The organism is Micromonospora haikouensis, from assembly GCF_900091595.1.
In the GTDB taxonomy this organism is placed as follows: domain Bacteria; phylum Actinomycetota; class Actinomycetes; order Mycobacteriales; family Micromonosporaceae; genus Micromonospora; species Micromonospora haikouensis.
On sequence record NZ_FMCW01000019.1, the window covers coordinates 42,183 to 63,950 of the forward strand.

Annotated in this window: 27 protein-coding genes and 3 tRNA genes; 19 read left to right on the forward strand and 11 right to left on the reverse strand. The window is 72.3% G+C overall.

Going from position 1 to position 21,768, the window contains the following annotated elements; genetic code table 11:
- The first annotated feature begins 15 nt into the window (after window positions 1-15).
- The 8 genes from GA0070558_RS19865 to GA0070558_RS19900 all read left to right on the forward strand — a co-directional run bounded on the left by GA0070558_RS19865 (window position 16) and on the right by GA0070558_RS19900 (window position 5,669).
- A complete protein-coding gene (locus GA0070558_RS19865) occupies window positions 16-1,170 on the forward strand; it encodes a polyprenyl synthetase family protein (RefSeq protein WP_091282475.1) in 1,155 nt (384 codons plus the stop codon).
- Window positions 1,171-1,198: 28 nt separating this feature from the next.
- Entirely contained in the window at window positions 1,199-2,680 is a 1,482-nt protein-coding gene (gene crtI, locus GA0070558_RS19870) for a phytoene desaturase family protein (protein ID WP_091282478.1), read from the forward strand.
- A 25-nt stretch (window positions 2,681-2,705) separates the two neighbouring features.
- Window positions 2,706-3,332 carry an isopentenyl-diphosphate Delta-isomerase gene (gene idi / locus GA0070558_RS19875; protein WP_091282481.1) on the forward strand — a complete coding sequence of 209 codons (627 nt, stop codon included), beginning with the start codon at window positions 2,706-2,708 and terminating at the stop codon, window positions 3,330-3,332.
- Window positions 3,322-4,281, forward strand: coding sequence for a MerR family transcriptional regulator (locus tag GA0070558_RS19880; RefSeq protein WP_091282485.1), 960 nt, complete (start codon window positions 3,322-3,324; stop codon window positions 4,279-4,281). Before idi ends, GA0070558_RS19880 begins: the two co-directional genes overlap by 11 nt.
- A gap of 72 nt (window positions 4,282-4,353) precedes the next feature.
- Window positions 4,354-5,151 (forward strand): polysaccharide deacetylase family protein, encoded by a 798-nt coding sequence (locus GA0070558_RS19885; RefSeq protein WP_091282488.1) that lies wholly within the window; start codon window positions 4,354-4,356, stop codon window positions 5,149-5,151.
- A 154-nt stretch (window positions 5,152-5,305) separates the two neighbouring features.
- Window positions 5,306-5,378 (forward strand) — tRNA-Glu (locus GA0070558_RS19890).
- A 40-nt stretch (window positions 5,379-5,418) separates the two neighbouring features.
- Window positions 5,419-5,492: transfer RNA gene (locus tag GA0070558_RS19895), tRNA-Asp, on the forward strand.
- A gap of 103 nt (window positions 5,493-5,595) precedes the next feature.
- A tRNA-Phe gene (locus GA0070558_RS19900) sits at window positions 5,596-5,669 on the forward strand.
- 342 nt (window positions 5,670-6,011) lie between these two features.
- Here the strand turns inward: GA0070558_RS19900 and GA0070558_RS19905 are convergent.
- Window positions 6,012-6,470, reverse strand: coding sequence for a hypothetical protein (locus GA0070558_RS19905; protein ID WP_091282493.1), 459 nt, complete (start codon window positions 6,468-6,470; stop codon window positions 6,012-6,014).
- A 188-nt stretch (window positions 6,471-6,658) separates the two neighbouring features.
- Here GA0070558_RS19905 and GA0070558_RS33460 point away from each other — a divergent pair, with 188 nt between their 5' ends.
- From GA0070558_RS33460 to GA0070558_RS19920, 5 genes are all read left to right on the forward strand, one after another.
- Complete coding sequence (locus GA0070558_RS33460) at window positions 6,659-7,444, forward strand: GntR family transcriptional regulator (RefSeq protein ID WP_256092032.1); 786 nt, start codon at window positions 6,659-6,661, stop codon at window positions 7,442-7,444.
- A complete protein-coding gene (locus GA0070558_RS33465) occupies window positions 7,441-8,067 on the forward strand; it encodes a GNAT family N-acetyltransferase (protein WP_176734280.1) in 627 nt (208 codons plus the stop codon). Before GA0070558_RS33460 ends, GA0070558_RS33465 begins: the two co-directional genes overlap by 4 nt.
- The gene (locus GA0070558_RS33470) at window positions 8,064-8,234 is read left to right on the forward strand and encodes a hypothetical protein (protein ID WP_158229360.1); all 171 of its coding nucleotides are present in this window, start codon (window positions 8,064-8,066) and stop codon (window positions 8,232-8,234) included. The genes GA0070558_RS33465 and GA0070558_RS33470 overlap by 4 nt, the downstream gene beginning before the upstream one ends.
- Before the next feature lie 10 nt (window positions 8,235-8,244).
- On the forward strand, window positions 8,245-8,433 hold the full coding sequence (locus tag GA0070558_RS19915; protein WP_256092033.1) for a hypothetical protein: 189 nt from the start codon (window positions 8,245-8,247) through the stop codon (window positions 8,431-8,433).
- Between the two features lie 136 nt (window positions 8,434-8,569).
- On the forward strand, window positions 8,570-9,088 hold the full coding sequence (locus GA0070558_RS19920) for an SRPBCC family protein (protein ID WP_091282499.1): 519 nt from the start codon (window positions 8,570-8,572) through the stop codon (window positions 9,086-9,088).
- A gap of 2 nt (window positions 9,089-9,090) precedes the next feature.
- Here the strand turns inward: GA0070558_RS19920 and GA0070558_RS19925 are convergent, their stop codons facing one another.
- A complete protein-coding gene (locus GA0070558_RS19925; RefSeq protein ID WP_091282502.1) occupies window positions 9,091-9,798 on the reverse strand; it encodes a DUF2786 domain-containing protein in 708 nt (235 codons plus the stop codon).
- 123 nt (window positions 9,799-9,921) lie between these two features.
- On the opposite strand from GA0070558_RS19925, the gene GA0070558_RS19930 reads away from it, so the two are divergent.
- A complete protein-coding gene (locus GA0070558_RS19930; RefSeq protein WP_091282505.1) occupies window positions 9,922-10,356 on the forward strand; it encodes a hypothetical protein in 435 nt (144 codons plus the stop codon).
- 42 nt (window positions 10,357-10,398) lie between these two features.
- Here the strand turns inward: GA0070558_RS19930 and GA0070558_RS19935 are convergent, their stop codons facing one another.
- Window positions 10,399-10,788 (reverse strand): hypothetical protein, encoded by a 390-nt coding sequence (locus tag GA0070558_RS19935; protein WP_043961233.1) that lies wholly within the window; start codon window positions 10,786-10,788, stop codon window positions 10,399-10,401.
- 169 nt (window positions 10,789-10,957) lie between these two features.
- On the opposite strand from GA0070558_RS19935, the gene GA0070558_RS19940 reads away from it, so the two are divergent.
- Entirely contained in the window at window positions 10,958-12,301 is a 1,344-nt protein-coding gene (locus GA0070558_RS19940) for an ABC transporter substrate-binding protein (RefSeq protein ID WP_091282508.1), read from the forward strand.
- A 67-nt stretch (window positions 12,302-12,368) separates the two neighbouring features.
- Here the strand turns inward: GA0070558_RS19940 and GA0070558_RS19945 are convergent, their stop codons facing one another.
- Both GA0070558_RS19945 and GA0070558_RS19950 read right to left on the reverse strand, forming a co-directional pair.
- Window positions 12,369-13,112: an enoyl-CoA hydratase/isomerase family protein gene (locus GA0070558_RS19945; RefSeq protein ID WP_091282511.1), complete on the reverse strand. Its 744-nt coding sequence runs from the start codon at window positions 13,110-13,112 to the stop codon at window positions 12,369-12,371.
- Window positions 13,109-13,966 (reverse strand): 3-hydroxyacyl-CoA dehydrogenase family protein, encoded by an 858-nt coding sequence (locus GA0070558_RS19950; protein ID WP_091282514.1) that lies wholly within the window; start codon window positions 13,964-13,966, stop codon window positions 13,109-13,111. Before GA0070558_RS19950 ends, GA0070558_RS19945 begins: the two co-directional genes overlap by 4 nt.
- Window positions 13,967-14,127: 161 nt before the next feature.
- On the opposite strand from GA0070558_RS19950, the gene GA0070558_RS19955 reads away from it, so the two are divergent.
- Window positions 14,128-14,415, forward strand: a complete 288-nt coding sequence (locus tag GA0070558_RS19955; RefSeq protein WP_091282517.1) for a hypothetical protein — start codon at window positions 14,128-14,130, stop codon at window positions 14,413-14,415.
- Between the two features lie 60 nt (window positions 14,416-14,475).
- Here the strand turns inward: GA0070558_RS19955 and GA0070558_RS19960 are convergent, their stop codons facing one another.
- Window positions 14,476-15,255: a class I SAM-dependent methyltransferase gene (locus GA0070558_RS19960; protein ID WP_091282520.1), complete on the reverse strand. Its 780-nt coding sequence runs from the start codon at window positions 15,253-15,255 to the stop codon at window positions 14,476-14,478.
- Between the two features lie 53 nt (window positions 15,256-15,308).
- Here GA0070558_RS19960 and GA0070558_RS19965 point away from each other — a divergent pair, with 53 nt between their 5' ends.
- Window positions 15,309-15,719 (forward strand): PPOX class F420-dependent oxidoreductase, encoded by a 411-nt coding sequence (locus GA0070558_RS19965; protein WP_091282523.1) that lies wholly within the window; start codon window positions 15,309-15,311, stop codon window positions 15,717-15,719.
- A 73-nt stretch (window positions 15,720-15,792) separates the two neighbouring features.
- On the opposite strand, the gene GA0070558_RS19970 is transcribed toward GA0070558_RS19965, so the two are convergent.
- Both GA0070558_RS19970 and GA0070558_RS19975 read right to left on the reverse strand, forming a co-directional pair.
- Window positions 15,793-16,002, reverse strand: a complete 210-nt coding sequence (locus GA0070558_RS19970; RefSeq protein WP_007073996.1) for a BldC family transcriptional regulator — start codon at window positions 16,000-16,002, stop codon at window positions 15,793-15,795.
- Window positions 16,003-16,287: 285 nt separating this feature from the next.
- Window positions 16,288-17,127 carry a DUF8083 family protein gene (locus GA0070558_RS19975; RefSeq protein WP_091282526.1) on the reverse strand — a complete coding sequence of 280 codons (840 nt, stop codon included), beginning with the start codon at window positions 17,125-17,127 and terminating at the stop codon, window positions 16,288-16,290.
- Between the two features lie 206 nt (window positions 17,128-17,333).
- Between GA0070558_RS19975 and GA0070558_RS19980 the strand changes: the two genes are divergently transcribed.
- Both GA0070558_RS19980 and GA0070558_RS19985 read left to right on the forward strand, forming a co-directional pair.
- Window positions 17,334-18,416: a Glu/Leu/Phe/Val family dehydrogenase gene (locus GA0070558_RS19980; RefSeq protein ID WP_077935512.1), complete on the forward strand. Its 1,083-nt coding sequence runs from the start codon at window positions 17,334-17,336 to the stop codon at window positions 18,414-18,416.
- 371 nt (window positions 18,417-18,787) lie between these two features.
- Window positions 18,788-19,003 (forward strand): DUF3073 domain-containing protein, encoded by a 216-nt coding sequence (locus GA0070558_RS19985; RefSeq protein WP_036373645.1) that lies wholly within the window; start codon window positions 18,788-18,790, stop codon window positions 19,001-19,003.
- 145 nt (window positions 19,004-19,148) lie between these two features.
- Here the strand turns inward: GA0070558_RS19985 and amcA are convergent, their stop codons facing one another.
- The 3 genes from amcA to purM all read right to left on the reverse strand — a co-directional run bounded on the left by amcA (window position 19,149) and on the right by purM (window position 21,746).
- Entirely contained in the window at window positions 19,149-19,385 is a 237-nt protein-coding gene (gene amcA / locus GA0070558_RS19990; RefSeq protein WP_091282530.1) for a multiple cyclophane-containing RiPP AmcA, read from the reverse strand.
- Window positions 19,354-20,460 (reverse strand): cyclophane-forming radical SAM peptide maturase AmcB, encoded by a 1,107-nt coding sequence (gene amcB / locus GA0070558_RS19995; RefSeq protein WP_305119949.1) that lies wholly within the window; start codon window positions 20,458-20,460, stop codon window positions 19,354-19,356. Before amcB ends, amcA begins: the two co-directional genes overlap by 32 nt.
- Window positions 20,461-20,591: 131 nt before the next feature.
- Entirely contained in the window at window positions 20,592-21,746 is a 1,155-nt protein-coding gene (gene purM, locus GA0070558_RS20000) for a phosphoribosylformylglycinamidine cyclo-ligase (protein ID WP_077935509.1), read from the reverse strand.
- Window positions 21,747-21,768: the final 22 nt, after the last annotated feature.

The following is a 21,768-nucleotide window of genomic DNA, read 5'->3' on the forward strand; positions in this document are numbered from 1 at the left end:
GGTACGCTCGCCGACATGGCCAACGACGCAGTTGCGGGTAATGCGCTCCGCGTCGCGCCGGCACAGCCGGAAGCGACGGACGATCCGGTCCGCGGCGTACTGGCCGCGTTCACGAAAGACCTGGTCAAGGGGGTCGACGACACCCTCGCGGGGTTCCTCGCCGCCGAGGTTTCCACGCTCGCCGAAATCGACTCGGCGATGGGCGAATTCGCCGCGACGGCGCGCGACTGCGTGCTGGCCGGCGGCAAGCGGGTGCGCCCCACCTTCGCGTACTGGGGCTGGCGAGGGGTCGCCGGCGGGGACGAGCCGCTGCCGGCGGTGCTGCCGGCGCTCGCGGCCCTGGAGCTGCTGCACACGTTCGCCCTCGTGCACGACGACGTGATGGACGCCTCCGACACCCGGCGCGGCCGGCCCACGGCGCACCGGTCCGCCGCCGCCCGGCACGTCGCCGCCGGGCACACCGGCGACCCGGACCGGTTCGGCGAGGCGGTCGCCGTGCTCGTCGGCGACCTCTGCATGGTCTGGGCCGACCGGCTGCTCGGGCGCGCCACCGTGCCGCCGGCCCGGCTGCTCGACGTCCGGCGCTGCTACGACCAGATGCGCGTCGAAACGGTCGCCGGGCAGTACCTCGACGTCCTGGGCGAGAACGACGCGGCCAACTGGTCGCTGGACCGGGCCCTGCGGGTCGCCCGCTACAAGACCGCCAGCTACACCGTCCAGCGTCCGCTGCTGTTCGGCGCGGCCCTGGCCGGCGCCGACACCGACGGGCCGCTGACCGCCGCGTACACCCGCTACGGCCTGGCCGTCGGCGAGGCGTTCCAGCTCCGCGACGACCTGCTCGGCGTCTACGGCGACCCGGCGACCACCGGCAAGCCGGCCGGCGACGACCTGCGCACCGGCAAGCCGACCGCCCTGCTGATGCTCGCCCGGCAGCTCGCCACCACGAACCAGCGCCGGGCGCTGGAGCGGGCCGGCCGGGTCGCCGTCGCCCGCGAGGTGGCCCGGCTCGCCGAGCTGGTCGCCGACACCGGCGCGGTCGCCCGGGTCGAACGGATGATCTCCGACCGGGTCGCCGACGCGCTGGCCGCGCTCGACACCGCAGCGATCGACGAGACCGCGCGCACCGCGCTGACGGGCCTCGCCACCGCCGCCACCGCGCGGCGGGCATGATGGGCAACTTCGTGAGGGAGGTGGTCGCGTGCGCACCGTGACCGGACGTACGGACCGGGTGGTGGTCGTCGGGGCGGGACTCGGCGGGCTGGCCTGCGCGCTGCACCTGGCCGGCAGCGGGCGGCAGGTGACCGTGCTCGAACGCGAGGCGGTGCCGGGCGGCCGGGCCGGGCGGCTCGGCGTCGACGGCTACGAGTTCGACACCGGCCCCACCGTGCTCACCATGCCCGACCTGATCGCCGAGGCGCTCGGTGCGGTCGGCGAGGAGCTGGGCGACTGGGTCGAGCTGATGCCGCTGGACCCGGCGTACCGGGCGTACTACCCGGACGGCTCGACGCTGGACGTCATCACCGACACCACCCGGATGGCCGCCGAGATCGCCTCGGTCTGCGGGCCCCGGGAGGCCGACGGCTACCTGCGCTTCGTCGACTACGCCCGCGAGCTGTGGCGGCTGGAGCGCGCCGACTTCATCGAACGCAACCTGGACGCCCCCACCGACCTGCTCACCGGCAACCTGCTGAAGCTGCTGGCCGGCGGCGCGTTCCGCCGGCTCCAGACGAAGATCGAGCAGTTCTTCCGCGACCCGCGCACCCAGCGGATCTTCTCCTTCCAGGCCATGTACGCCGGGCTCGCCCCGCACGACGCGCTGGCCATCTACGCCGTCATCGCGTACCTCGACTCGGTGGCCGGGGTCTACTTCCCGCGCGGCGGCATCCACGCGGTCTCCCGGGGGATGGCCGGCGCGGCCGAGAAGCACGGCGTGCAGATCCGCTACGGCACCACGGTGGCCCGGGTGGAGACCGCGAACGGCCGGGCGACCGGGGTGGTCACCGCCGACGGCGAGTTCGTCCGAGCCGACGTGGTGGTGCTCAACCCGGACCTTCCGGTCGCCTACCGCGACCTGCTCCCGCCGACCAGGCGACGCCGGTTGACCTACTCGCCGTCGTGCGTGGTGCTGCACGTCGGCTCGCGGCAGGGCTATGAGAAAATCGCCCACCACAACATCCACTTCGGACGATCCTGGAAGGGCACGTTCGACGAGGTGATCCGGCGGGGGGAGCTGATGACCGACCCGTCCCTGCTGGTCACCAACCCCAGTCGCACCGACCCGGCGGTCGCCCCGGCCGGCGGGCACACGTACTACGTGCTCGCCCCGGTGCCGAACCTCGACCGGGCCCCGTTCGAGTGGCGCGGCGACCTCACCCGCCGGTACACCGACCAGCTCGTCGGGACGCTGGAAGAGCGCGGGTACGTCGGTTTCGGCGCCGGCATCGAGGTGCTGCGCGCGGTCACCCCGGCCGAGTGGGCCGAGCAGGGCATGGCCGCCGGCACCCCGTTCGCGTCCGCGCACAGCCTCTTCCAGACCGGCCCGTTCCGCCCGTCGAACCTGCACCGCACGCTCGACAACGTGGTGTTCGTCGGCTCCGGCACCCAGCCCGGCGTCGGCGTGCCCATGGTCCTGATCTCCGGCAAGCTGGCCGCCGCCCGCGTGACGGGCGACGGCCAGTGAGCGCCCGAGTAGTGGGAGGTGTGCGGTGAGCGTGCGCGAGGAACACCTGGTCGAGCTGGTCGACGACGACGGCCGGGCGCAGGGCGAGGCGACGGTGTCCGCCGCCCACCAGCCGCCCGGCCGGCTGCACCGGGCCTTCTCCGTGCTGCTCGTCGCCCCGGACGGCCGGGTGCTGCTGCAGCGCCGGGCCGCCGTGAAGACCCGGTTCCCGCTGCGCTGGGCCAACTCCTGCTGCGGCCATCCCGCGCCGGGCGAGTCGCTGGTGACCGCCGCGAACCGCCGGCTGGGCGAGGAGCTGGGCGTCGGGCCCGTCGAGCTGACCGAGGCCGGCGTGTACGTCTACTACGCCGAGGACCCGTCCACCGGTCGGGTCGAGTTCGAGTACGACCACGTGCTGCGCGCCGACGTCCCGGCCGACCTGCCCGTGTCGCCGGACCCGGCCGAGGTGGCCGAGCTGCGCTGGGTCGACCCGGCGACGCTGGAGGCCGACCTCGACGTCGACCCCCGGGCGTACGCCCCCTGGCTGGGTGGGGTGGTGAACCGCCTGCTACGCCCGTCCCGGCCGGCGGGCACCGCCGGCCCCGACGCGACCCCGGCCGGTCCCTGCGCAGACGAGGTGAACGAGGCGGCGGAGCGGTCGGGTGGGCGATGAGGCGTTGAGCGCGGGGGCCGTGGCGCGCCGCCTGGGCGTCGCGGTCACCACGCTGCGCACCTGGCACCAGCGGTACGGCCTGGGCCCCAGCCAGCACCTGCCGGGCCACCACCGGCGCTACACGCCGGCCGATCTCGCGCGCTTGGAGATCATGCGCAAGCTCACCGCCGAAGGGGTCACCCCGGCCGAGGCGGCCCGCTGGGCCCGCCAGGTGCCCGCCCCGGGGCCGGGCGGCGAGCCGTCCGCCGTCGTCGCCAACCGGATCCGGCCGGGCGGCGGGCGCGACGGCGGCGGGCAGACCATCCCGGTCGGTCGGGCCGGCCCGGCGGCCCGAGGGCTGGCCCGCGCCGCCATGCGGCTGGACTCGGTGGCGATCGGGGAGACGATCGCGCACGCCCTGGCCACCGACGGAGTCGTCGGCACCTGGGAGGGGCTGCTGCGCCCGGTGCTCGTCGGCATCGGCGAGCGGCACACCGCCACGGGCGGCCTCATCGAGGTGGAGCACCTGGTGTCGCGGTGCGTCTCGGAGGCGTTCGCGGCCGTCGCCCGCGCCTCCTCGGCCCCCGGCCCGGCCCGCATCCTGCTCTCCTGCGCCGACGAGGAGCAGCACACCCTGCCGCTGGAGGCGCTCGCCGCCGCGCTGGCCGAGGCCGGCGTCGCGTACCGGATGCTCGGTGCCCGGGTGCCGGCGGCGGCCCTGGTCGAGGCGGTCAACCGCACCGGCCCGGCGGCCGTGGTGGTCTGGTCGCACATCCGGGCCACCGCCGATCCGGCCCAGCTCACCGCACTGCTGGCCAGCCCGCGCCGGCCGCTGCTGGTGCTGGCCGCCGGCCCCGGCTGGCGGGCCGACTCGCTGCCGGCCGGGGTGGTCCGGCCGGTCGACCTGGCCGAGGCGGTCTCGCTCGCCCTGGCCGTGCGGGACTCCCTGGACCAGTCGACGGGGGACTGACCGCCCTGCCGCCGTTCACGTTTCGTCCACTACGGTCGAGTGGCCCACGGCCCCCGACCCCTCGGAGCGACGATGAGCGCACGGAGAGTACTCTCTTTCGGCCTCTGCCTTGCATTGTTCCTCGCCGGCTGCGGCGAGCGGACGACCGACCGGCGTCCGGGAGCCGCCGCCTCCCCGTCGACACCGACCGCACCCCCGGCGGAGCCGACGCCCAAGCCGACCGTCGCCCCCAAGCCGACCCGCACCACCCCACCCCCGCTGCGCCCGCGCCCCACCAAGCTCCCGACGGGGCTGCGCCGGACCACGGGCGGCAAGGCGGTGGCGTTGACCTTCGACGACGGGCCCGACCCGGCCTGGACGCCGAAGATCCTCGACCAGCTCAAGGCAGCCGGGGCGAAGGCCACCTTCTGCGTGGTCGGCACGCAGGTGCGCAAGCACCCGCAGCTGGTCGCCCGGATCTCCCGCGAGGGGCACCAGCTCTGCAACCACAGCTGGCGGCACGACATCGACCTCGGCCGGCGGCCGGTCGCCGAGATCCGCGCCGACCTGACGCGCACCAACCGCGCCATCCGGGCGGCCGCGCCCGACGCCAAGGTGACCCTCTACCGGCAGCCGGGCGGGCGGTGGACCCCGGAGGTGGTGACGGTGGCGAAGCAGCTCGGCATGCGATCGCTGCACTGGGCCGTCGACCCGCAGGACTGGGCGAAGCCCACCGCACCGACGATCAGGAAGCGGGTCATGGGCGCGACGAAGCCGGGCTCGATCGTGCTGATGCACGACGGGGGCGGCAACCGGGCCGCTACGGTCGCCGCCTGCGCCCACCTCATCGGCGACCTGAAGCGGCGCTACGGGCTCACCCGCATCGGCTAGACCGCCCGTGACCTGCAGGTTTGTGGCTGGATGTGCCGCCAGCCATACCGATTTGTTTCGTGGGCCGACCGTCACGTATGCTTTCGAAGCCTCCGGCGGGGCCGGATGGGAGCAAGTCCGCTAGAAGTTGCGAGTGTGCAATGATGGCGGGGCCGCCCTCATCGTCTAGCGGCCCAGGACGCCGCCCTTTCAAGGCGGTAGCACGGGTTCGAATCCCGTTGGGGGCACGACCGGCGCAAGCCGGAGCAACACCGGTAACACCAGCCAGGTCCTGTGGAGCAGTTGGAGTGCTCGCCGCCCTGTCAAGGCGGAGGTCGCGGGTTCAAGTCCCGTCAGGACCGCAAGCGCTGACGCCGCGCGTAGGATGCGCGGCGTTCTGCGTATCGGAGCAGGTGCCCTGCCGGCGGCGATCCCGCCACTTGGGTACGATGAGCCGAGCAGCACGGCCAGGTAGCTCAGTTGGTACGAGCGTCCGACTGAAAATCGGAAGGTCGGCGGTTCGACCCCGCCCCTGGCCACATAGCCTTTCGCCGGGCTACAGAGGTCCCCACCAGCGGAAACGCAGGTGGGGATCTTGCTTATGCGGCCCCGGGTCGGAGCGCTCGACGCTGTCCGTGGTTGACCGCTGGGCACCCATGATCACCGCCGCTAGTCGCACGTCGGTTGCACGCCAAGTTCACCCCCGCAGCGCGGGGAACAGTCGATCGGCACGGGGTATCGAGGTCTCTTCTCGGGATCACCCCCGCATACGCGGGGAACAGCCGATGTGCTGGCTGCTGCGATAGAAGGGGTCCGCCGAAATTACCAACACGGCGGCCCCAGGGGATCTGGCAACGAGCAGCGCCCAGCAGACCCGAGGATCAGCCCCCCGTAGCCGCGCTCCCCGCAAGCCGAACGGATCCCGCCTCGGGATGACTGGCCACCCCGGTCACCTTCCACGCCACCGACACCGCCCGGCTCTGCCGCCGCTCGCCGCAGCCCCACACCTGCCGCTCACGCGCGCTGAGCGCCCTCACCTCCGGAGCAGCCGAACCGACCGTGCCGCCGTTCATGTCGAGCAACTCGCTGTAGCGCAGATTCACGTTGCGAGCCGCGACCGCACGTGCCCGCACCTCGTCCACGCCGAGACGAGCTACGCCCTGAATCGCGTAGCCGATCTCCTGGTCGCGAGTCAGCGCCACCCGTCGCGTGGGCATGTCCGACACCGCCAGCGCCACTGCCACCTCCTGCGCACCCAACACCGACGTGACCAGCACCCGGAGGTGCTCCACATCCTCGCCGCCGGGAACCTGGGGTGCCGAGATAGGATCGACCTGCATCTTCGTACTCCTTTGCGTGGAGGGGACGTTGCTGCACGGGCCTCGGCGGGGTTGCACCCCCACCGAGGCCCTTCTGTTCATGCCCAGCCCGTCTGTACTGACTAGACAATGAGACTCTTGCTCCTCCTCGCACCCCTGTCAAGCTCTTCGCATAGACTGTCTAGACCATGCTGCGGAGGGAGCGGACTGTGAGCGTCAAGCGCGCGGGACAGATGCCGGTCTGGCAGCAGATTGCAGAGGATCTACGGCAGGCGATCAGCGACGGCACGATGCCACCGGGTGCCCAACTGCCAACCGAGGCGGAACTGACCGCACGGTTCCAGGTTGCCCGCAACACTGCCCGCCAGGCGCTCGCATCGCTGGTGAGCGAGGGACTGATCGTTGCGGCCAGACCTCGTGGTTACTTCGTGAGAGACCGCAAGCCGATCAACTACCGGCCACAGCAAGAGTTCATGCCGCAGCCCCGGTACATCGAGACAGACAGGTTCATCGCCCAGCACTCGGCCGAAGGACGAGAAGCACGGCAGACGATTGAGATATCGATAGTCGACCCTCCTGAGATCGTCAAGGAGCGGCTCCACCTCCAGGATGGGGAGCTGACCGTCGTCCGCAAGCGGGTGCGCTACCTGGACGGCGAGCCGTTCAACACCAACGACAGCTACTTTCCGCTCAGCCTCGCGCAGGGAACGGATATCATGCGGCCGGACGACATCGCGCGAGGGGCCAACAGGGTCCTTTCGGAGCGCGGCTACTGCCAGATTCACGCGCTGGACGAGTTCTACATCAGGATGCCTACGCCGGAGGAGGCGAGGCGACTTGCGCTGATGCCCGGCACGCCAGTCGCGTACCACGTTGTCACTGGCTACACGAGTGATGGAACAGCCGTCCGCGTGGTGCTCAACGTACTGCCGGGGGACCGCCACGTCATCGCATTCGAACGCACTCGACCGGCGGAAGAGCTAGTCGAGTCATGATCGAGTTGAGCATCAGGGTTGCGACAGAGGCGGACCTTGCTGTCCTTGTTCGCCTGCAATCCGATACCGTTCGATGGCTTGCAGCTCAGGGACTCGACCAATGGCAGCCCACCGGGCGGAGTGAGAGACAGACGCCCGAGCGGATGCAGCAGCGGATTGAAGACGCGGTCGGCCGGGGAGAGTGCTACGTCGCTGTTGACGGCTTTCGCATCGCAGCGATGGCAATAGTCGACGAGTTGGCAGACCCCGAATTCTGGCACGAGGAAGACGAGCCACGCGACGCACTGTATGTCCACAGAGTGATCGTGGATCGTGGCTACGCTGGCAGCGGTCTCGGCGAGGCACTGGTTGACTTCGCCTCGAAACTAGCGGCTGACCGAGGAAAGAGTTGGCTTCGCTTGGACGCCTGGCGAACGAATCTGGCGCTCCATGGGTACTACCGCCGACAGGGTTTTGATCATGTCCGTACCGTCTCACTCCCTCACCGGGGGTCAGGGGTGCTCTTCCAGCGCCGAGCAGGGGAGGCGTCCCGGGGAACGGTTCGGTTTGAACGGATGGAGCGTATGGGCCCGGAGGGGGAAGAGTTGAGGCAGGGCGGTTCGCTGGACGGGGAGGGCCGATGACGGTCCCCAACGAGCAGGACGAGTTCGAGCGCATGAGGCTCGTTGAGCGGATCGAGCGGGCGCGCGAACTGATCACGCAGTACGAGACTCATCAGGAGTTCTACCGCCGTCAGGTGGAAGACAGCCGGTACGAACTCGGTAAGCTGGACGAACGGCTAGGAGGTTGAGGCGATGACGATGGACCCGCACGTTCAGGCACTCAACGACGCGCTGCGCAGCGAGCACGAGGGATGGATCGCGGAGGTCCAGCGCTGGGCGGACGAAGCCGCCGCCGCCGGTGACCACGAACGGCAGCGGCGTCACCTCGCCCACGTCGAGCGGCTCCGGGCGATGCCCTACCCCTGGGAGTCCGCACAAGCAGCATGAGTCGCTGCGGCGCGCGGCAGCAAGGCGTTGCGTCACGACCACTCGGCGCTACTGTCCGACATCCGGGCGCAAGGGGTCCGCAAGCCGGCACTTTGCAAGCTGCACTTCAGGACACCAGCCGGTATGGTCCGGGCCTATGGGACAGGAGATCGACGGTCCGACAGCCGTCCGGCAGGACGTCGCACGATACTCGCTCCGCAGCAGCCTCCTCGTTCCCGCCTCCGCCGAACGGGCCTTCGCGGTCTTCACCGGCGCCCTCACCGACTGGTGGGTGCCGGAATACACCTGGTCCGGGCCGGCCGAGCTGGTCGAGTTGGGCGTCGAGCCGCACGCCGGCGGCATGCTCTACGAGATCGGCCCGCACGGCTTCCGCGCCGACTGGGGCCGGGTGCTCACCTGGGATCCGCCCCGCCGCCTGGTGTTCGTCTGGCAGATCGGGCCCGACCGCGTGCCCGTCCCCGACCCGGCGCGGGCCAGCGAGGTGGAGGTGCTGTTCCTCCCCGAGGGCCCGGAGTGGACCCGGGTGGAGGTCGCGCACCGGCACTTCGACCGGCACGGCGCAGCCGCCGAGGGATACCGGGAGGCCCTCACCGCCGGCTGGCACGAGCTGCTGACCCGCTATCTCTCCTGCGTCCTGCACCCCCACGACAGCTGACGTCAGCGGGTGAGGCCCCGTGCCGGCCGGGCTGCGGGGGTCACCCCCCGGCCGCCGAGGTCCGCACTCCGCCCCGCCGCCGCGCCCGAGCCGAAGCCGGTGCCGGCGAGCCGCCTCGGCGCGGCCGTGCGCAGCCGGGGATAGACCTCGGCGACCCGACGCTGGACCCGGTCCGAGCGGTCGGCCAGCACGAGCGCGACGGAGGGGCCGCCCGAGTCGGCGACCGCGTCGGCCTCCGCCGCCGCCAGTCGCGCGCCGACCACCTGGGCGAACCCGGCGAGCCAGGACCGCCGGAACGCGGCCGGGTGCTCGCCCGCCGGGACCCCGGCGGCGGCCAGCCCATGCGCGGCCTGCACCAGCATCGAGGTGAAGAGCAGGTCGACCCGTTCCAGGTCGCTGGCGAAGCCGAACAGGTGCATCGCGAAGCCGTCGCCGTGCCGGCGGCGCACGCAGCGGCAGCGCAGCGGGTCGGCGACGGCCGCGAGCAGGCCGGCCTTGTCCCGGGCGTACGGGGCGACGACCTCGACCACCCGGTCGCCGACCGGGTCGGTGGTCGGGTCGCGGGCCGCCAGCAGGGCCCGGTCCACGCCGTAGCGGGCGATCAGCTCGGTCGCCTTGGCGGTGAAGGCGGCCGACTCCTCGGGCGTGCAGGCCGGGTCCTCGGCCTTCGCCAGCAGCTTGCGCACCTTGGCGAGCATGGCCTGCGACATGCCACCAGAGCTATCACACCGGTCCCGCCACGGCCGGGCCGACGCCGGGAAGATCGACCAGTATCATCGTCCCGGTCGGTCGGCCGTCCCACCCGGACGGTCAACAACCCGTTGGAGGCACCCATGTCGTCCCCGGTCGTCCGCCTGCTGTCCACCTCGACGGCCGCGGCCGTGTCGGCGCTCGCCCTCGCCGCCCCCGCCGCCGCCGCTCCCGCCCAGCCGCTGGTCGCCGGCAACCTCGCCGGCACGTACGCCACCTGCTACGGCGGCGCCGTGCGCTCGTACTTCCAGACCGGAAGCTGGGGCGGCGAGGCCGGCACCTACCGGACCACCAGCCGCTGCGCGGACGTCAACGTCCGCAACGACAGCAGCTTCGGCACCCAGGCGTGCGTGGTCTTCGTCGACAAGACCAACAACTGCAACTACTGGACCTATCTCCCCGCGAAGTCGGGGTGGACGACGGTGGCCACCAACGTCCGCGACGGGGTGAACTTCCGGGTGCGCTTCCAGAACCTGCGCTACGAGTACGAGCCGCTGATCGCGTACCACGCGTTCTGACCGGCGACGCCCGACGCCCGGCCCCCGGGTCGGGGTCGGGCGTCAGCCGGCCCGGCTGCGCAGGGTGGCCACCGTCGAGCCGGCGAGGGTGAGCAGGCAGTCCGGCAGCAGGCCGTCGGCGACCGCCGCGCCGAAGAGCGCCTCCCCCGTGTCGGCGTCGGCGTTGGCGTACGCGCTGACGAAGCGCGCCACCCAGCGGGTGTCGTAGCCCGCCTCGTCGATGCCGGGGAAGTCCAGCGCCGCGCCGCCGGGGGCGGGCACGTCCCCGACCATGGTGGCAGCGAGGCACCAGGCCACCCCGTACGCTCCGGCGAGGCCGGCCCGGTCGACCACCTTGTCGAAGGTGCCCACCACCGCGTCGCCGTCGCCGGCGAGGGCGGAGTGGAGCACGGCGGTCGCGTCGTCCAGCGTCTGCTGCGGTACGTCCGTCACCCGCCGAACTGTACGTCCGGTGGTCAAGCGGTGACCACCCGAGAGCGCGCGCCCCGTGACCGTCCGTGCGTCGCCGGGGCTAGCTGGGGTTTGACCCTCCTCCACGGTCCCGCCGATCAGCCAGGCACGCTAATGTGCGCAGCGGACCTTTCCCGGAGGAAGGACGACCATGCTCGTATCACCCGGCTCGCGCGTCGCCGCACTGGCGGCGTGCGGGGCGCTGCTCCTCGCCGGCGCCGGCTGCGGCGCCGACAAGTCCGAGGAGGCGACCACCACCCCACAGGTCCGCCTCTACGGCAGCGACGGCAACATGACCAACGCGTACGCTGCGGAATTCAAGGAGCGCGCCGACCTGCTCGACGGCATGAAGGGCACGACCCCGCTCACGCCGTTGCCGGAGGCCTTCAAGAACCGGCTCCGCGCCGTCGACCCGAAACTGACGGACTATCTCTACTCCGCCGAGTCGTACGACGCCGTCGTGATCAGCGCCCTGGCCGCGCAGTTGGCCGGCAGCACCGATCCGGCAGCGATCGCCAAGCAGATCGTCGGCGTCACCAACAACGGCGAGCGGTGCGAGAAGCCGGCGGAATGCCTGCGGCTGGCGCGGAACGGGCGGGACATCGAGTACCGGGGTGTTTCGCTCAACCGGGCCGGGTTCACCGATGCCGGTGAGCCGGCCACCGCCAGCTACGCCACCCTGACCTTCGGCGAGGAGAAGCTCGACGACGGCAAGACCGAGTTCGTCGGCGCCGGCGACGAGTCTGCGGCGAGCACCAAGAACCCGCCCCGGTCGCACCGGCAGGACAGCGGCAAGGTCCCCTCGGCGCCCCTGGTCCTCGGCGGCCTGCTGCCGCGCACCGGCGACCTGGCCATCGCGTACCCGCCGCTGGCCGCCGGGGCCGCGCTCGCCCTCAAGGAGATCAACGCCGCGGGCGGCGTGCTCGGCGAGGACGTGCGCTGGGTCGACGGGGACGACGGCACCAACCCGGCCGTGGCGAAGGAGACGGTGGAGAAGCACATCGCCGACGGCGTGCACGTCATCATCGGCGCGGGCGCGTCGGGCATCTCCCGGGCCGTCCTGCCGGACGTGGTGGCCGCCGGCCTGGTGCTCTTCTCGCCGTCCAACACCGATGCCGGGCTGACCTCGGTCGAGGACAAGGGGCTCTACTTCCGCACCGCCCCTCCGGACAGCCTCCAGGGGCGGGCGCTGGCCGACGTGATCCTGCGCGACGGGCCGCACCGGATCGCCCTGGTCGCCCGGAAGGACTCCTACGGCGAGGGCCTCCAGGAGAACGTCCGTGCCGAGCTGGAGCGGGCCGGCATCGACGGCGACCGGGTGAAGCTGCTGACGTACGAGCCACCGGCCGACGCGAAGGCCCCGCCGCTGGACTTCACCGCCGGGGCCCGCGAGATCAAGGAGTACGGCGCGGACGCCGTGCTGGTCATCGGCTTCGGCGAGTCCGCGCAGGTGATCCGGGCGCTGGCCGACTCCGGGGTGCAGATCCGGCACTGAACCGACCTGGTCCGAGCGGCGGCCGCCCCACGATCCTCGCGGGACGGCCGCCGACTCGCGGCTCGCGTCAACGGTCCCGGCGGCGCTCCAGGAACTCGGTCATCCGCCGCCGCTTCTCCTCGTCCTCGAACAGCACCGCCTGGCTGACCAGGTCGAGGTGCGGGTGGGCGGCCGGGGGCGCGTCCACGGCCAGCTTGGTCAGCCGCAGCGCCAGCGCGGACCCCTTCGCCATCTCGTCGAGCAGCCCGTGCGCGGTGGGCAGCAGCTCGGCCGGCTCGTCGACCACCCGGTTGACCAGGCCGATCCGCAGCGCCTCGGCGGCGTCCACCCGGCGGCCGGTGAAGAGCAGTTCCTTGGCGAGGGCCTCGCCGACGAGCGCCGGCAGCCGGTGGGTCGCGCCCGCGCCGGCCAGGATGCCCAACCGCACCTCGGGCTGCCCGAACACGGCGCGGGCCGTGCACAGCCGCAGGTCGCACGCGTACGCCAGCTCGGCCCCGCCGCCCAGCGCCGGCCCGTCCACGGCGGCGACGGTGGGCATCGGCAACGCCCGGACCCGGGCGAACACCGCCGAGTTGATCGCGGCGAGCGCGTCGAGCCGGCCGCGCTCGCGGAGCTGGCCGATGTCCGCCCCGCCCGCGAAGATCCCCTCGGTGCCGCCGGTGAGCAGCAGCAGCCGGGGCCGGGCCTCCAGCTCGGCGCAGACGGCGTGCAGCTCGGCGACCAGGTCGGCGTCGATCGCGTTGCGCTTCTCCGGCCGGTCGAGCGTCACCACGAGCCGGTCGGGGCGCTCCTCGACGCGCAGCCCGCTCATCGCCTGCCGCCCTCGTCCCAGTGGTAGAAGCCCTGCCCGGACTTCCGGCCCAGCTTCCCCTCGGCGACCATCTGCTCCAGCAGTGGCGGCGGCGCGAACCGGTCCCCGTACGCGGCCTGGAGGGTGCGGGCGATGTCGAGCCGGACGTCCAGCCCCACCAGGTCGGTCAGCTCCAGCGGGCCGACCGGGTGCCGGTAGCCGAGCACCATGGCCTTGTCGATGTCGGCGGGGCTGGCCACCCCGTCGGCGACCATCCGGATCGCCTCCAGGCCCAGGGTCACCCCGAGCCGGGAGGTGGCGAAGCCGGGCATGTCGCGTACGACGACGGGGTCCTTGCCCAGCCGGCCGGCGAGCGCGACGGCCGCCGCGGTGGTCTCGTCGGCGGTGGCCGGGCCCACCACGATTTCCAGCAGCGCCATGGCCCAGACGGGGTTGAAGAAGTGCAGGCCGAGGAAGCGTTCGGGCCGGTCCAGCCTGGCGGCCAGCTCGGCGATGGCGATGCTGGACGTGTTGCTGCCGAGCAGCGCGGGGCGCAGGGCGGCGGCGTCGCGCAGCACCGCCCGCTTGAGGTCGAGCCGCTCGGGGACGGCCTCCACCACCACGTCCGGCTCGGCCGCGACCTCGCCGAGGGACGGGCGCAGCGTCAACCGTTCCCGGTTGGCCGCCGCCGCGTCGGCGGTGAGCTTGCCGCGCTGCACCGCCCGCTCCCACAGCTCGCCCAGCCGCGCCCCGGCGGCGGTGGCCCGGCCCGGGTCGACCTCCACCAGCTCGACGCGGTATCCCGCGCCGGCCGCCACGTAGGCGATGCCGAGGCCCATCGTGCCGGCCCCGACGACGACGAACCGACCGCTCATGACGTCTCCTCGCTCCGCCCGGCACGCGGGGTCTCCGCCGCGCCGGGGCGCTCGCTGCACTGGCTCATGGGTGCGACCCTATGCAGCACCGCCACCCGGCGGATGCGTGGGGGCGCGTCGATCCGGGTAAGGACGGCCGTCAACCGAGGGAAGGACCCGACATGAGCCAGGCACCGGAGAGTGTGGAGACCAACGAGACCGTGGAGACCCGGGGCGACGAGCGGGTCGACCTGCTCCGCGCGGACACCAACAACGACGGCAAGACCGACGTCTGGGTGGTCGACACCGACGGTGACGGCCGGGCCGACCTGTTCCAGTTCGACACCGACGGTGACGGCAAGGTGGACATCACGATGGTCGACCTCGACGAGGACGGCACCCCTGACGAGGTCGTCGACGGCGACGGCGGTCTCCCGCCGGAGCCGCTCCCTCCGACCGTCCAGGTCTGAGGTGTAAGGAGGGGCCCCTTGTTAACGCATTCTGTTGTACAGGGGGCCCCTGCAAACACCTCAGCCCGTGAGCGTCAGCGTCGCCAGGTAGTACGGGTCGTCCCGGTCGTCCACGTCGGCGAGCCGCCACGGGGTGCCGCGTACGAGGTCGGCCAGCTCGGCCACCGAGCAGACCAGGTAGTCGAACCACTCGGTGCCCAGCTCGCGGTAGCGCAGGCGAAGCCGAAGCTGCCCGCCGAGCCGGCCGCGCCGCCGGTTGCGCTCGTGGTAGCCGGTGTGCACGGGGTCGCTGGTGCCGTACGGGTCGGTGCCGTGGGCGATGACCTGCGCTCCGGGCCGGGCGAGCGCGGCCAGCGCGGCGAGGAACGCCGGTGCCCGGCCCCGCCCCTCGATCAGGCCGAGGTTGTTGCCGAGCAGCAGGAAGGTGTCGTACCGCCGGCCGTCGGCGACGTGCTGGTCGACCGTGCCGTGCACCAGGTCGCGTACGCCGCGCCGCCGGCACACCTTCAGCGCGCCGAGCGAGGTGTCCAGCCCGGTCACGGGCACGCCGCGCTCCTGGAGCAGCAGCGCGATCCGGCCGGCGCCGACGCCGACGTCCAGCGTCTCGCCGCGCACCCGGTCCACGGCCCGGTGGTCGTACGGCTGCCAGTCCCCGGGCCCGGCCAGGTAGTGGGCGGCGGGGGCGCCGTTGATCAGGCCGTCGTCCCGCTCGATGACCTCGATGACCGGGCGGGGCAGGCGCCCCCCGGCCAGCGGCCGGGCACCCACCCCGCTCTGCACGGCGAGCGCGTCGCGCAGCAGCTCGCCGAAGACGTCGCCGATCCTGGGTTCCCCGGTCACATGGTTCACGCTATCCCCGCTGCCTGACGTCCGCTCGGTCGTATCCTGGCGGCGTGACCACCTTGGACCGGCTGGGCGCCGAGAAGTACGTGCTGTTGACCACGTTCCGCAAGGACGGGCGGCCGGTGCCCACGCCGGTGTGGGTGGTCCGCGACGGTGACGCGCTCGCCGCGTGGACCGTCGCCGACTCGGGCAAGGTGAAGCGGATCCGGCGCAGCGGCGAGGTCACGGTCGCGCCCTGCGACGTGCGGGGCCGCCCGCACGGTGCGGCGGTGCCCGGCCGGGCGGCCATCTGCGATCCGGCGCAGACCCGCCGGATCCGCGAGTTGCTGAAGCAGAAGTATCGGCTGGTGGGCCGCCTCAGCCTGCTGGGCAGCCGGCTGCGCCGGGGCGAGGGCGGCACGGTGGGCATCCGGGTGATCCTCACCGAGGGGGCCGCACCCGGGGACGAGGGGGCCCGGTGACGGGGGCCGGACACGGATCAGGGGCGGCAGAATCGCTCTGCCACCCCTGATCCGTACGTCTGAAGGAACTGGCTCAGTCGCCTTGGCGTTGCTGGGGGATCTGCCCCTGCAGCAGGGCGCGAACCTCCGACTCGCGGTAACGGCGGTGGCCGCCCAGGGTGCGGATGGCGCTGAGCTTGCCAGCCTTGGCCCACCGGGTCACCGTCTTCGGGTCGACACGGAACATCGACGCCACCTCGGCCGGTGTGAGCAGCGGCTCCGGTTCGTGCGTTCGCGATGCCATATCGGTCACTCCTCCACAGGTATAGACATCGGCCGGGGTCCCGCCGGCCGACGCGTCTCCCATGGTCCGGCTAGTCCCCGATGTCCGACATGGGCCGAACGGCCGAAGGTCCCTAGACGGACGGATGAACCATGCCCGATTTATACGACTAATACACGCCAGAACCCACCTTATTTGGACTCATAGTCACTGGTCGTGATGCTCCAACTACGAGAGCATCTCACCTTGGGAGCGCTTCCATGGGCGTTTTGCGCCCCCTTGCACAGGTCTTTACCCAGGTCAGGGCTAGTTGCACCGCTCGAGCAACTGGACCGCCCGCCACCTCGCGACGAGCCGGTCGTACGCCGCCGAAGCCTCGTCGGCCTCCCCCTTGGACAGCCCGGCGAGGCCGCCCGCGACGAGCGTCGGGGAGTCGTCCTCGGCGAGGGTCTCGTCGGAGAGCAACTCGACCAGGCCGCCGTAGTCCAGCTCCACCACCGAGCGCGGGTGGAACTCCTCCAACCACCGCGCGGCCTCCTCGACCGCCTCGGTGATGGGCGCCTCGCCGACGGTCTTGCGCAGCACCGACAGCGCCCGCGACGACCGGCGGCGGGCCTTCGAGATCTCCGTCCGGTAGCGCAGCGCGCGCCGCCCGGGCCGGGTCACCAGGTCCCGCTCCTCGAAGTCGAACAGGACGAACCAGCGCAGCGGCACGCCCCACGTGGCGATCTGCTCGTGCACCCGCGGCACGCCGTGCTCCAGCACCCGGGCCCCGCTGCGCCAGTCCTCCACGACCGCCTTGGCCTGCCCCGCCAGGATCGGCGGCACGAACGCGTCGGCCAGCACCGACGGCACGCCGTCGCGGGCGCTCAGCGCCGCCTCGGCCACCCGGATCCGCAGGTTCCACGGGCAGACCAGCAGGGCGTCGTCGACCTCCAGGACGTACGCCTCCTCGGGCAGGTCGGGCAGGCGGGTCCAGCCCGCGCCGAGCGCCTCGATGACCGCCGTCCGCTGCCGCAGGGGCCCCTCCGAGGGGGCCACCGCCCGCCCCTGTTGCACGTAGCGCCGCCAGAAGGACTGGCGGTCCCGGTCGAAGGCGGTCAGCGGCTCGTACACCCGCAGGTAAGAAGCGAAGAGCGACGGCACGGCGCGATCCTCCCACGAGACGCAACCCGGACGCCCGCAGCGCCCCCCGATCAGGCGCGCTGGGCACCGGACGCCCGCGACCGGGCACGCTGCGCACGACGGCACGGCGTCGGCCGATACTAGGCTCGGAGGCACCGGCACCATCCCGCCGGGCGCGCCACCAGGTCCGCGTCCCACAAGGACGCACACCGTCACAGGAGTCAGCCATGGGCGTTTTCACCAGCATCGACGACCCGTCATCCACCGGCCACGAGCAGGTCGTGTTCTGCCAGGACACGCAGACCGGCCTCCGCGCGATCATCGGCATCTACTCCACCGCGCTGGGCCCCGCGCTCGGCGGCACCCGCTTCTACCCGTACGCGAGCGAAGAGGCCGCGCTGGCCGACGTGCTCGACCTGTCGCGCGGCATGGCGTACAAGAACGCGCTCGCCGGGCTGGACCTGGGCGGCGGCAAGGCGGTCATCTGGGGCGACCCGGACCAGCTCAAGAGCGAGCCGCTGCTGCGCGCGTACGGCCGCTTCGTCGAATCGCTCAACGGCCGCTACTACACCGCCTGCGACGTCGGCACGTACGTGGCGGACATGGACGTGATCGCCCGGGAGACCCGCTACGTCACCGGCCGCAGCGTGGAGCACGGCGGCGCGGGCGACTCCTCGGTGCTGACCGCCTGGGGCGTCTTCCAGGGCATGCGGGCCGCCGCCGAGCACGTCTGGGGCGCGCCCACCCTCAACGGCCGGCGGGTCGGCGTGGCCGGGCTGGGCAAGGTCGGCAAGCACCTGACCCGGCACCTGCTCGACGACCACGCCGAGGTGGTGGCGACCGACGTCGACCCCCGGGCGCGCGAGTGGGTGCGCGCCAACCACCCGCAGGTCGAGCTGGTCGACGACGCCGCCGCGCTCGTCGCCGCCGACATCGACGTGTACGCCCCGTGCGCGCTGGGCGGCGCCCTCGACGACGACACGGTGCCGGCGCTGCGGGCGAAGGTGGTCGCCGGGGCGGCGAACAACCAGCTCGCCCACCCGGGCATCGAGAAGCTGCTCGCCGACCGGGGCATCCTCTACGCCCCCGACTACGTGGTGAACGCCGGCGGGGTGATCCAGGTGGCCGACGAGATCGAGGGCTTCAACTTCGAGCGGGCCAAGCTCCGGGCCACCCGCATCTACGACACCACCCGGCAGATCCTGCGGCTCGCCGACGACGAGGGGGTGCCCCCGGCCGTGGCGGCGGACCGGCTCGCCGAGCGCCGGATGGCGGAGGTCGGCCGGCTGCGGACGATCCACCTGAGGTGACGACCGCCGCGCCGCGGCGCGGGGCCGCCTGTGCGGTGCCGAGCCGCGTGCTGCGGTGAAGGTCACAGCCCGGCCCGGGGCGGCCTGGACCCCGGGTCGGGCGACCGGGCAGGGCGCGACGGCGAACGGCGTTAAGCTGAAATCGGGGTGATTACTGCCCAACTGCCCGACGTCACGGGTGATTCGGCAACCGCCCCTTACCTCAGTACAATCGGTGACGGCCGGATAACTGCGACGCGCAGAGCCGGCCTGCGGTAACCCGAGGTGCCGAAGGGCGGCATCCCCATGTACCGTAAGAGCCACGAGAGATGCCTGACGTCATCGGGGCCCGCCTTCGGGCTGCCCCGAATTCTGTGCGAGGGGGTCGAGCCATGGGGCGCGGCCGTGCTAAGGCCAAGCAGACGAAGGTGGCCCGGGAGTTGAAGTACCACTCCCCGAACACCGACCTCACCGCCTTGCAGCGCGAACTGGCGGGTGCTGGTAAGTCGAACCACGACTTCGACGACGACTACAAAGAGTATGTCGACGACGACGACGAGGATCACGCGGACGAGGACCCGGACCCCTGGGTCCGTCCGACCCGTTGACCCCCGGGAGCAGCTGAGCACGCGGCAGTCCGCGTGCTTGTGTTTGTGCCCGTCCCGGGGCCGGCGTACCAACCGATGATCAAGGATCTGTCCACCGGACCCCGTTCCGGGCGATCGGCAGGTCCTTGATCTCGGAGCCGTACCCTCAGCGGGGCCGGTTGTTCCAGTTGTAGAACGTCGGGATGTTCTCGAAGTGGTTCCAGGCGCACACCGCGCCCGCGCCCTCTCCTCCCGCCGCCTCCGACCGCAGCCGGCGCGCGTCCTCCGCCTCCTGGAGCAGCGCGACGAGCCCGTCGGCGGCATCCCGCACCCGGTCGACGACCGGGCCCTCCGTGGCCCCTCCGACGCGCTCAGACTGCCGGTGTCCGGTGTTCTCGGGCATGGTCCAACACTCCCTCCAGTAGGCGGATCTTGCTGTTGCGGCAGTGCTCGGTCTCCGTACCGTCGAAACGCCCCAGCTCGAAGTAACGGTTGGCGGCGTGCCCGCCCCCGCAGAACCCGAAGTAGGGGCAGGACGCCCGGCACGCCTCCACGCCGGCCAGGAACTCACCCACCCAACCGGTCGTCCGCTCCGCGCCGGCCACGATCTCGGCCAGCGGGGTCGTCAGCACGTTGCCGCTGCTGAAGTCGCCGTACCGGGGGTCGGAGAAGCCGGCCAGCTCCGGGGAGAGCACGACCACGGAGCCGTCGTGGCCGACCGTGGGGATCGGGTCCAGCCGCCGGGGCAGCAGCCCGTCGGCGGTGCCGTCGAGGACCGCCGCCGCGTACCGCAGCGACCACTCCACCTCGCGCAGGTGGATGCGGGGGTCCCGACGCCAGGCGGCCACCAGCTCCGCCCAGAACGCCCGCACCTGCGCCGCGTCGTGGGCGTTGCCCCGGGTGTTCACCCCCTCCGTCTCCTCGATGTTGACGCCCAGCACCTCGCAACCCAGGCCGAGGAAGTAGTCGTACAGCTCGGCGGCGCGACCCGGCTCCGGGTCGTTGACCACGGCCAGGGCCGAGAAGGGCAGCCCGTGCCGGCGCAGCGCCGCCACCCCACGCACGATCCGGTCGTACGCCGGCCGGCCCGCCCGGGTGACCCGGTCGCCGTTGCGCCCGCGCGGCCCGTCCACGCTCACGCTGACCCGCACCCGGTGCGCGGCGAGGAACTCGCACCAGGCGTCGTCGATGAGGGTCGCGTTGGTCTGCACGTGGTGCTCGACCTCCGGGCCGAACGGGGCGATCAGCGCGGCGAGGTGCTCCCGGCCGGCGGCCAGAGGCTCCCCGCCGTGCCACACCACCGAGAAGCGGCCGGCCTCCGCCCAGCGGTTCACCGAGGCCGCGACCGCCTCGGCGACCGCGACCGGCATCCGCCGGTCGACCGCCCGCATCGGGAGGTAGCAGTATGCGCAGTCGAGGTTGCACAGGGTCGTCGGCTGCATCACGACGTACGACGGGACCGGGGAGATCCCCCGCATCCCGCTGGACGGCCGTCCCCGAGCAGCCATCGCCCTCCTTCCCGACCCGAAGGGTGCCCCTCAGGCTAGGCGGCGACGGCCGCTCGGGTGAACCCCCGACCAGACGCCGAGCAAATCAATGGCCCTCGATATTAACCCCGAGTGTGCTGGCCGACCATCTGCACCTTGCCGGTGCCCTCGATGATCTCGCCGGCCTGCCAGGCGTCCACACCCCGGCCGGTCAGCGTGGCCAGCGCCCGGTCGGCGTCCTCGGCGGAGACGATCGCGAACATGCCGACGCCCATGTTGAACGTCGACTCCATCTCGTTGTCGTCGATCCGGCCCTTGGACTGGATCAGGTCGAAGATGGGCTGCGGCTTCCACGTGGAGCGGTTGACCACCGCGTCGACGTTCTCCGGCAGGATGCGCACCAGGTTGCCCGGGATGCCGCCGCCGGTCACGTGCGCGATGGACCGCACCTCGGCCTCGGCGATCAGCTTGAGGCAGTCCTGAGCGTAGATCTTGGTCGGCGTGAGCAGCTCCTCGCCGAGGGTGCGCTGGCGGCCGAAGTCCTCGATCACCACGTCCAGCCGCATCCGGCCCGCGCCCAGCAGCACGTGCCGCACCAGGGAGTAGCCGTTGGAGTGCAGGCCCGAGGAGCGCATCGCGATGACCACGTCACCGATCTCCACCCGATCCGGGCTGAGGATCTCGCTCTCCTCCACCACGCCGACGCCCGTGGCGGAGACGTCGTACTCGTCCGGACGCAGCACGCCCGGGTGCTCGGCCGTCTCGCCGCCGAGCAGCGCGCAGCCGGCGTACCGGCAGCCGTCGGCGATGCCCGCGCCGATCTCGGCCACCTTGTCGGGGACGACCTCACCGCAGGCGATGTAGTCGAGCAGGAACAGCGGCTCCGCCCCGCAGGCCACCAGGTCGTCGACGACCATGGCGACCAGGTCGATGCCGATCGTGTCGTGGATGTCGAGCTGCTGCGCGATCACCAGCTTGGTGCCCACCCCGTCGGTGGAGGACGCCAGGATCGGGTTCTTGTATTTCTTGGTGTCCAGCCGGAACAGGCCGGCGAAGCCGCCCAGGTCGCCCATGACCTCCGGGCGACGGGTCTGCTTGACCTTGGACTTGAGCAGCTCGACCGCGCGGTCGCCCGCCTCGATCGAGACGCCGGCGTCCGCGTACGAGACCGAGCGTTTGCGCGCCGGGCGGCCGTTGCCGGCCGTCCAGGGCTGGCGGTCACCGCCGGCGCCGGTCGGGCTGCTTCCTGTGCCGCTGCGCTCGGAAACGTGCGTCACGGTTCTCCCCTTTTGTGGTTCT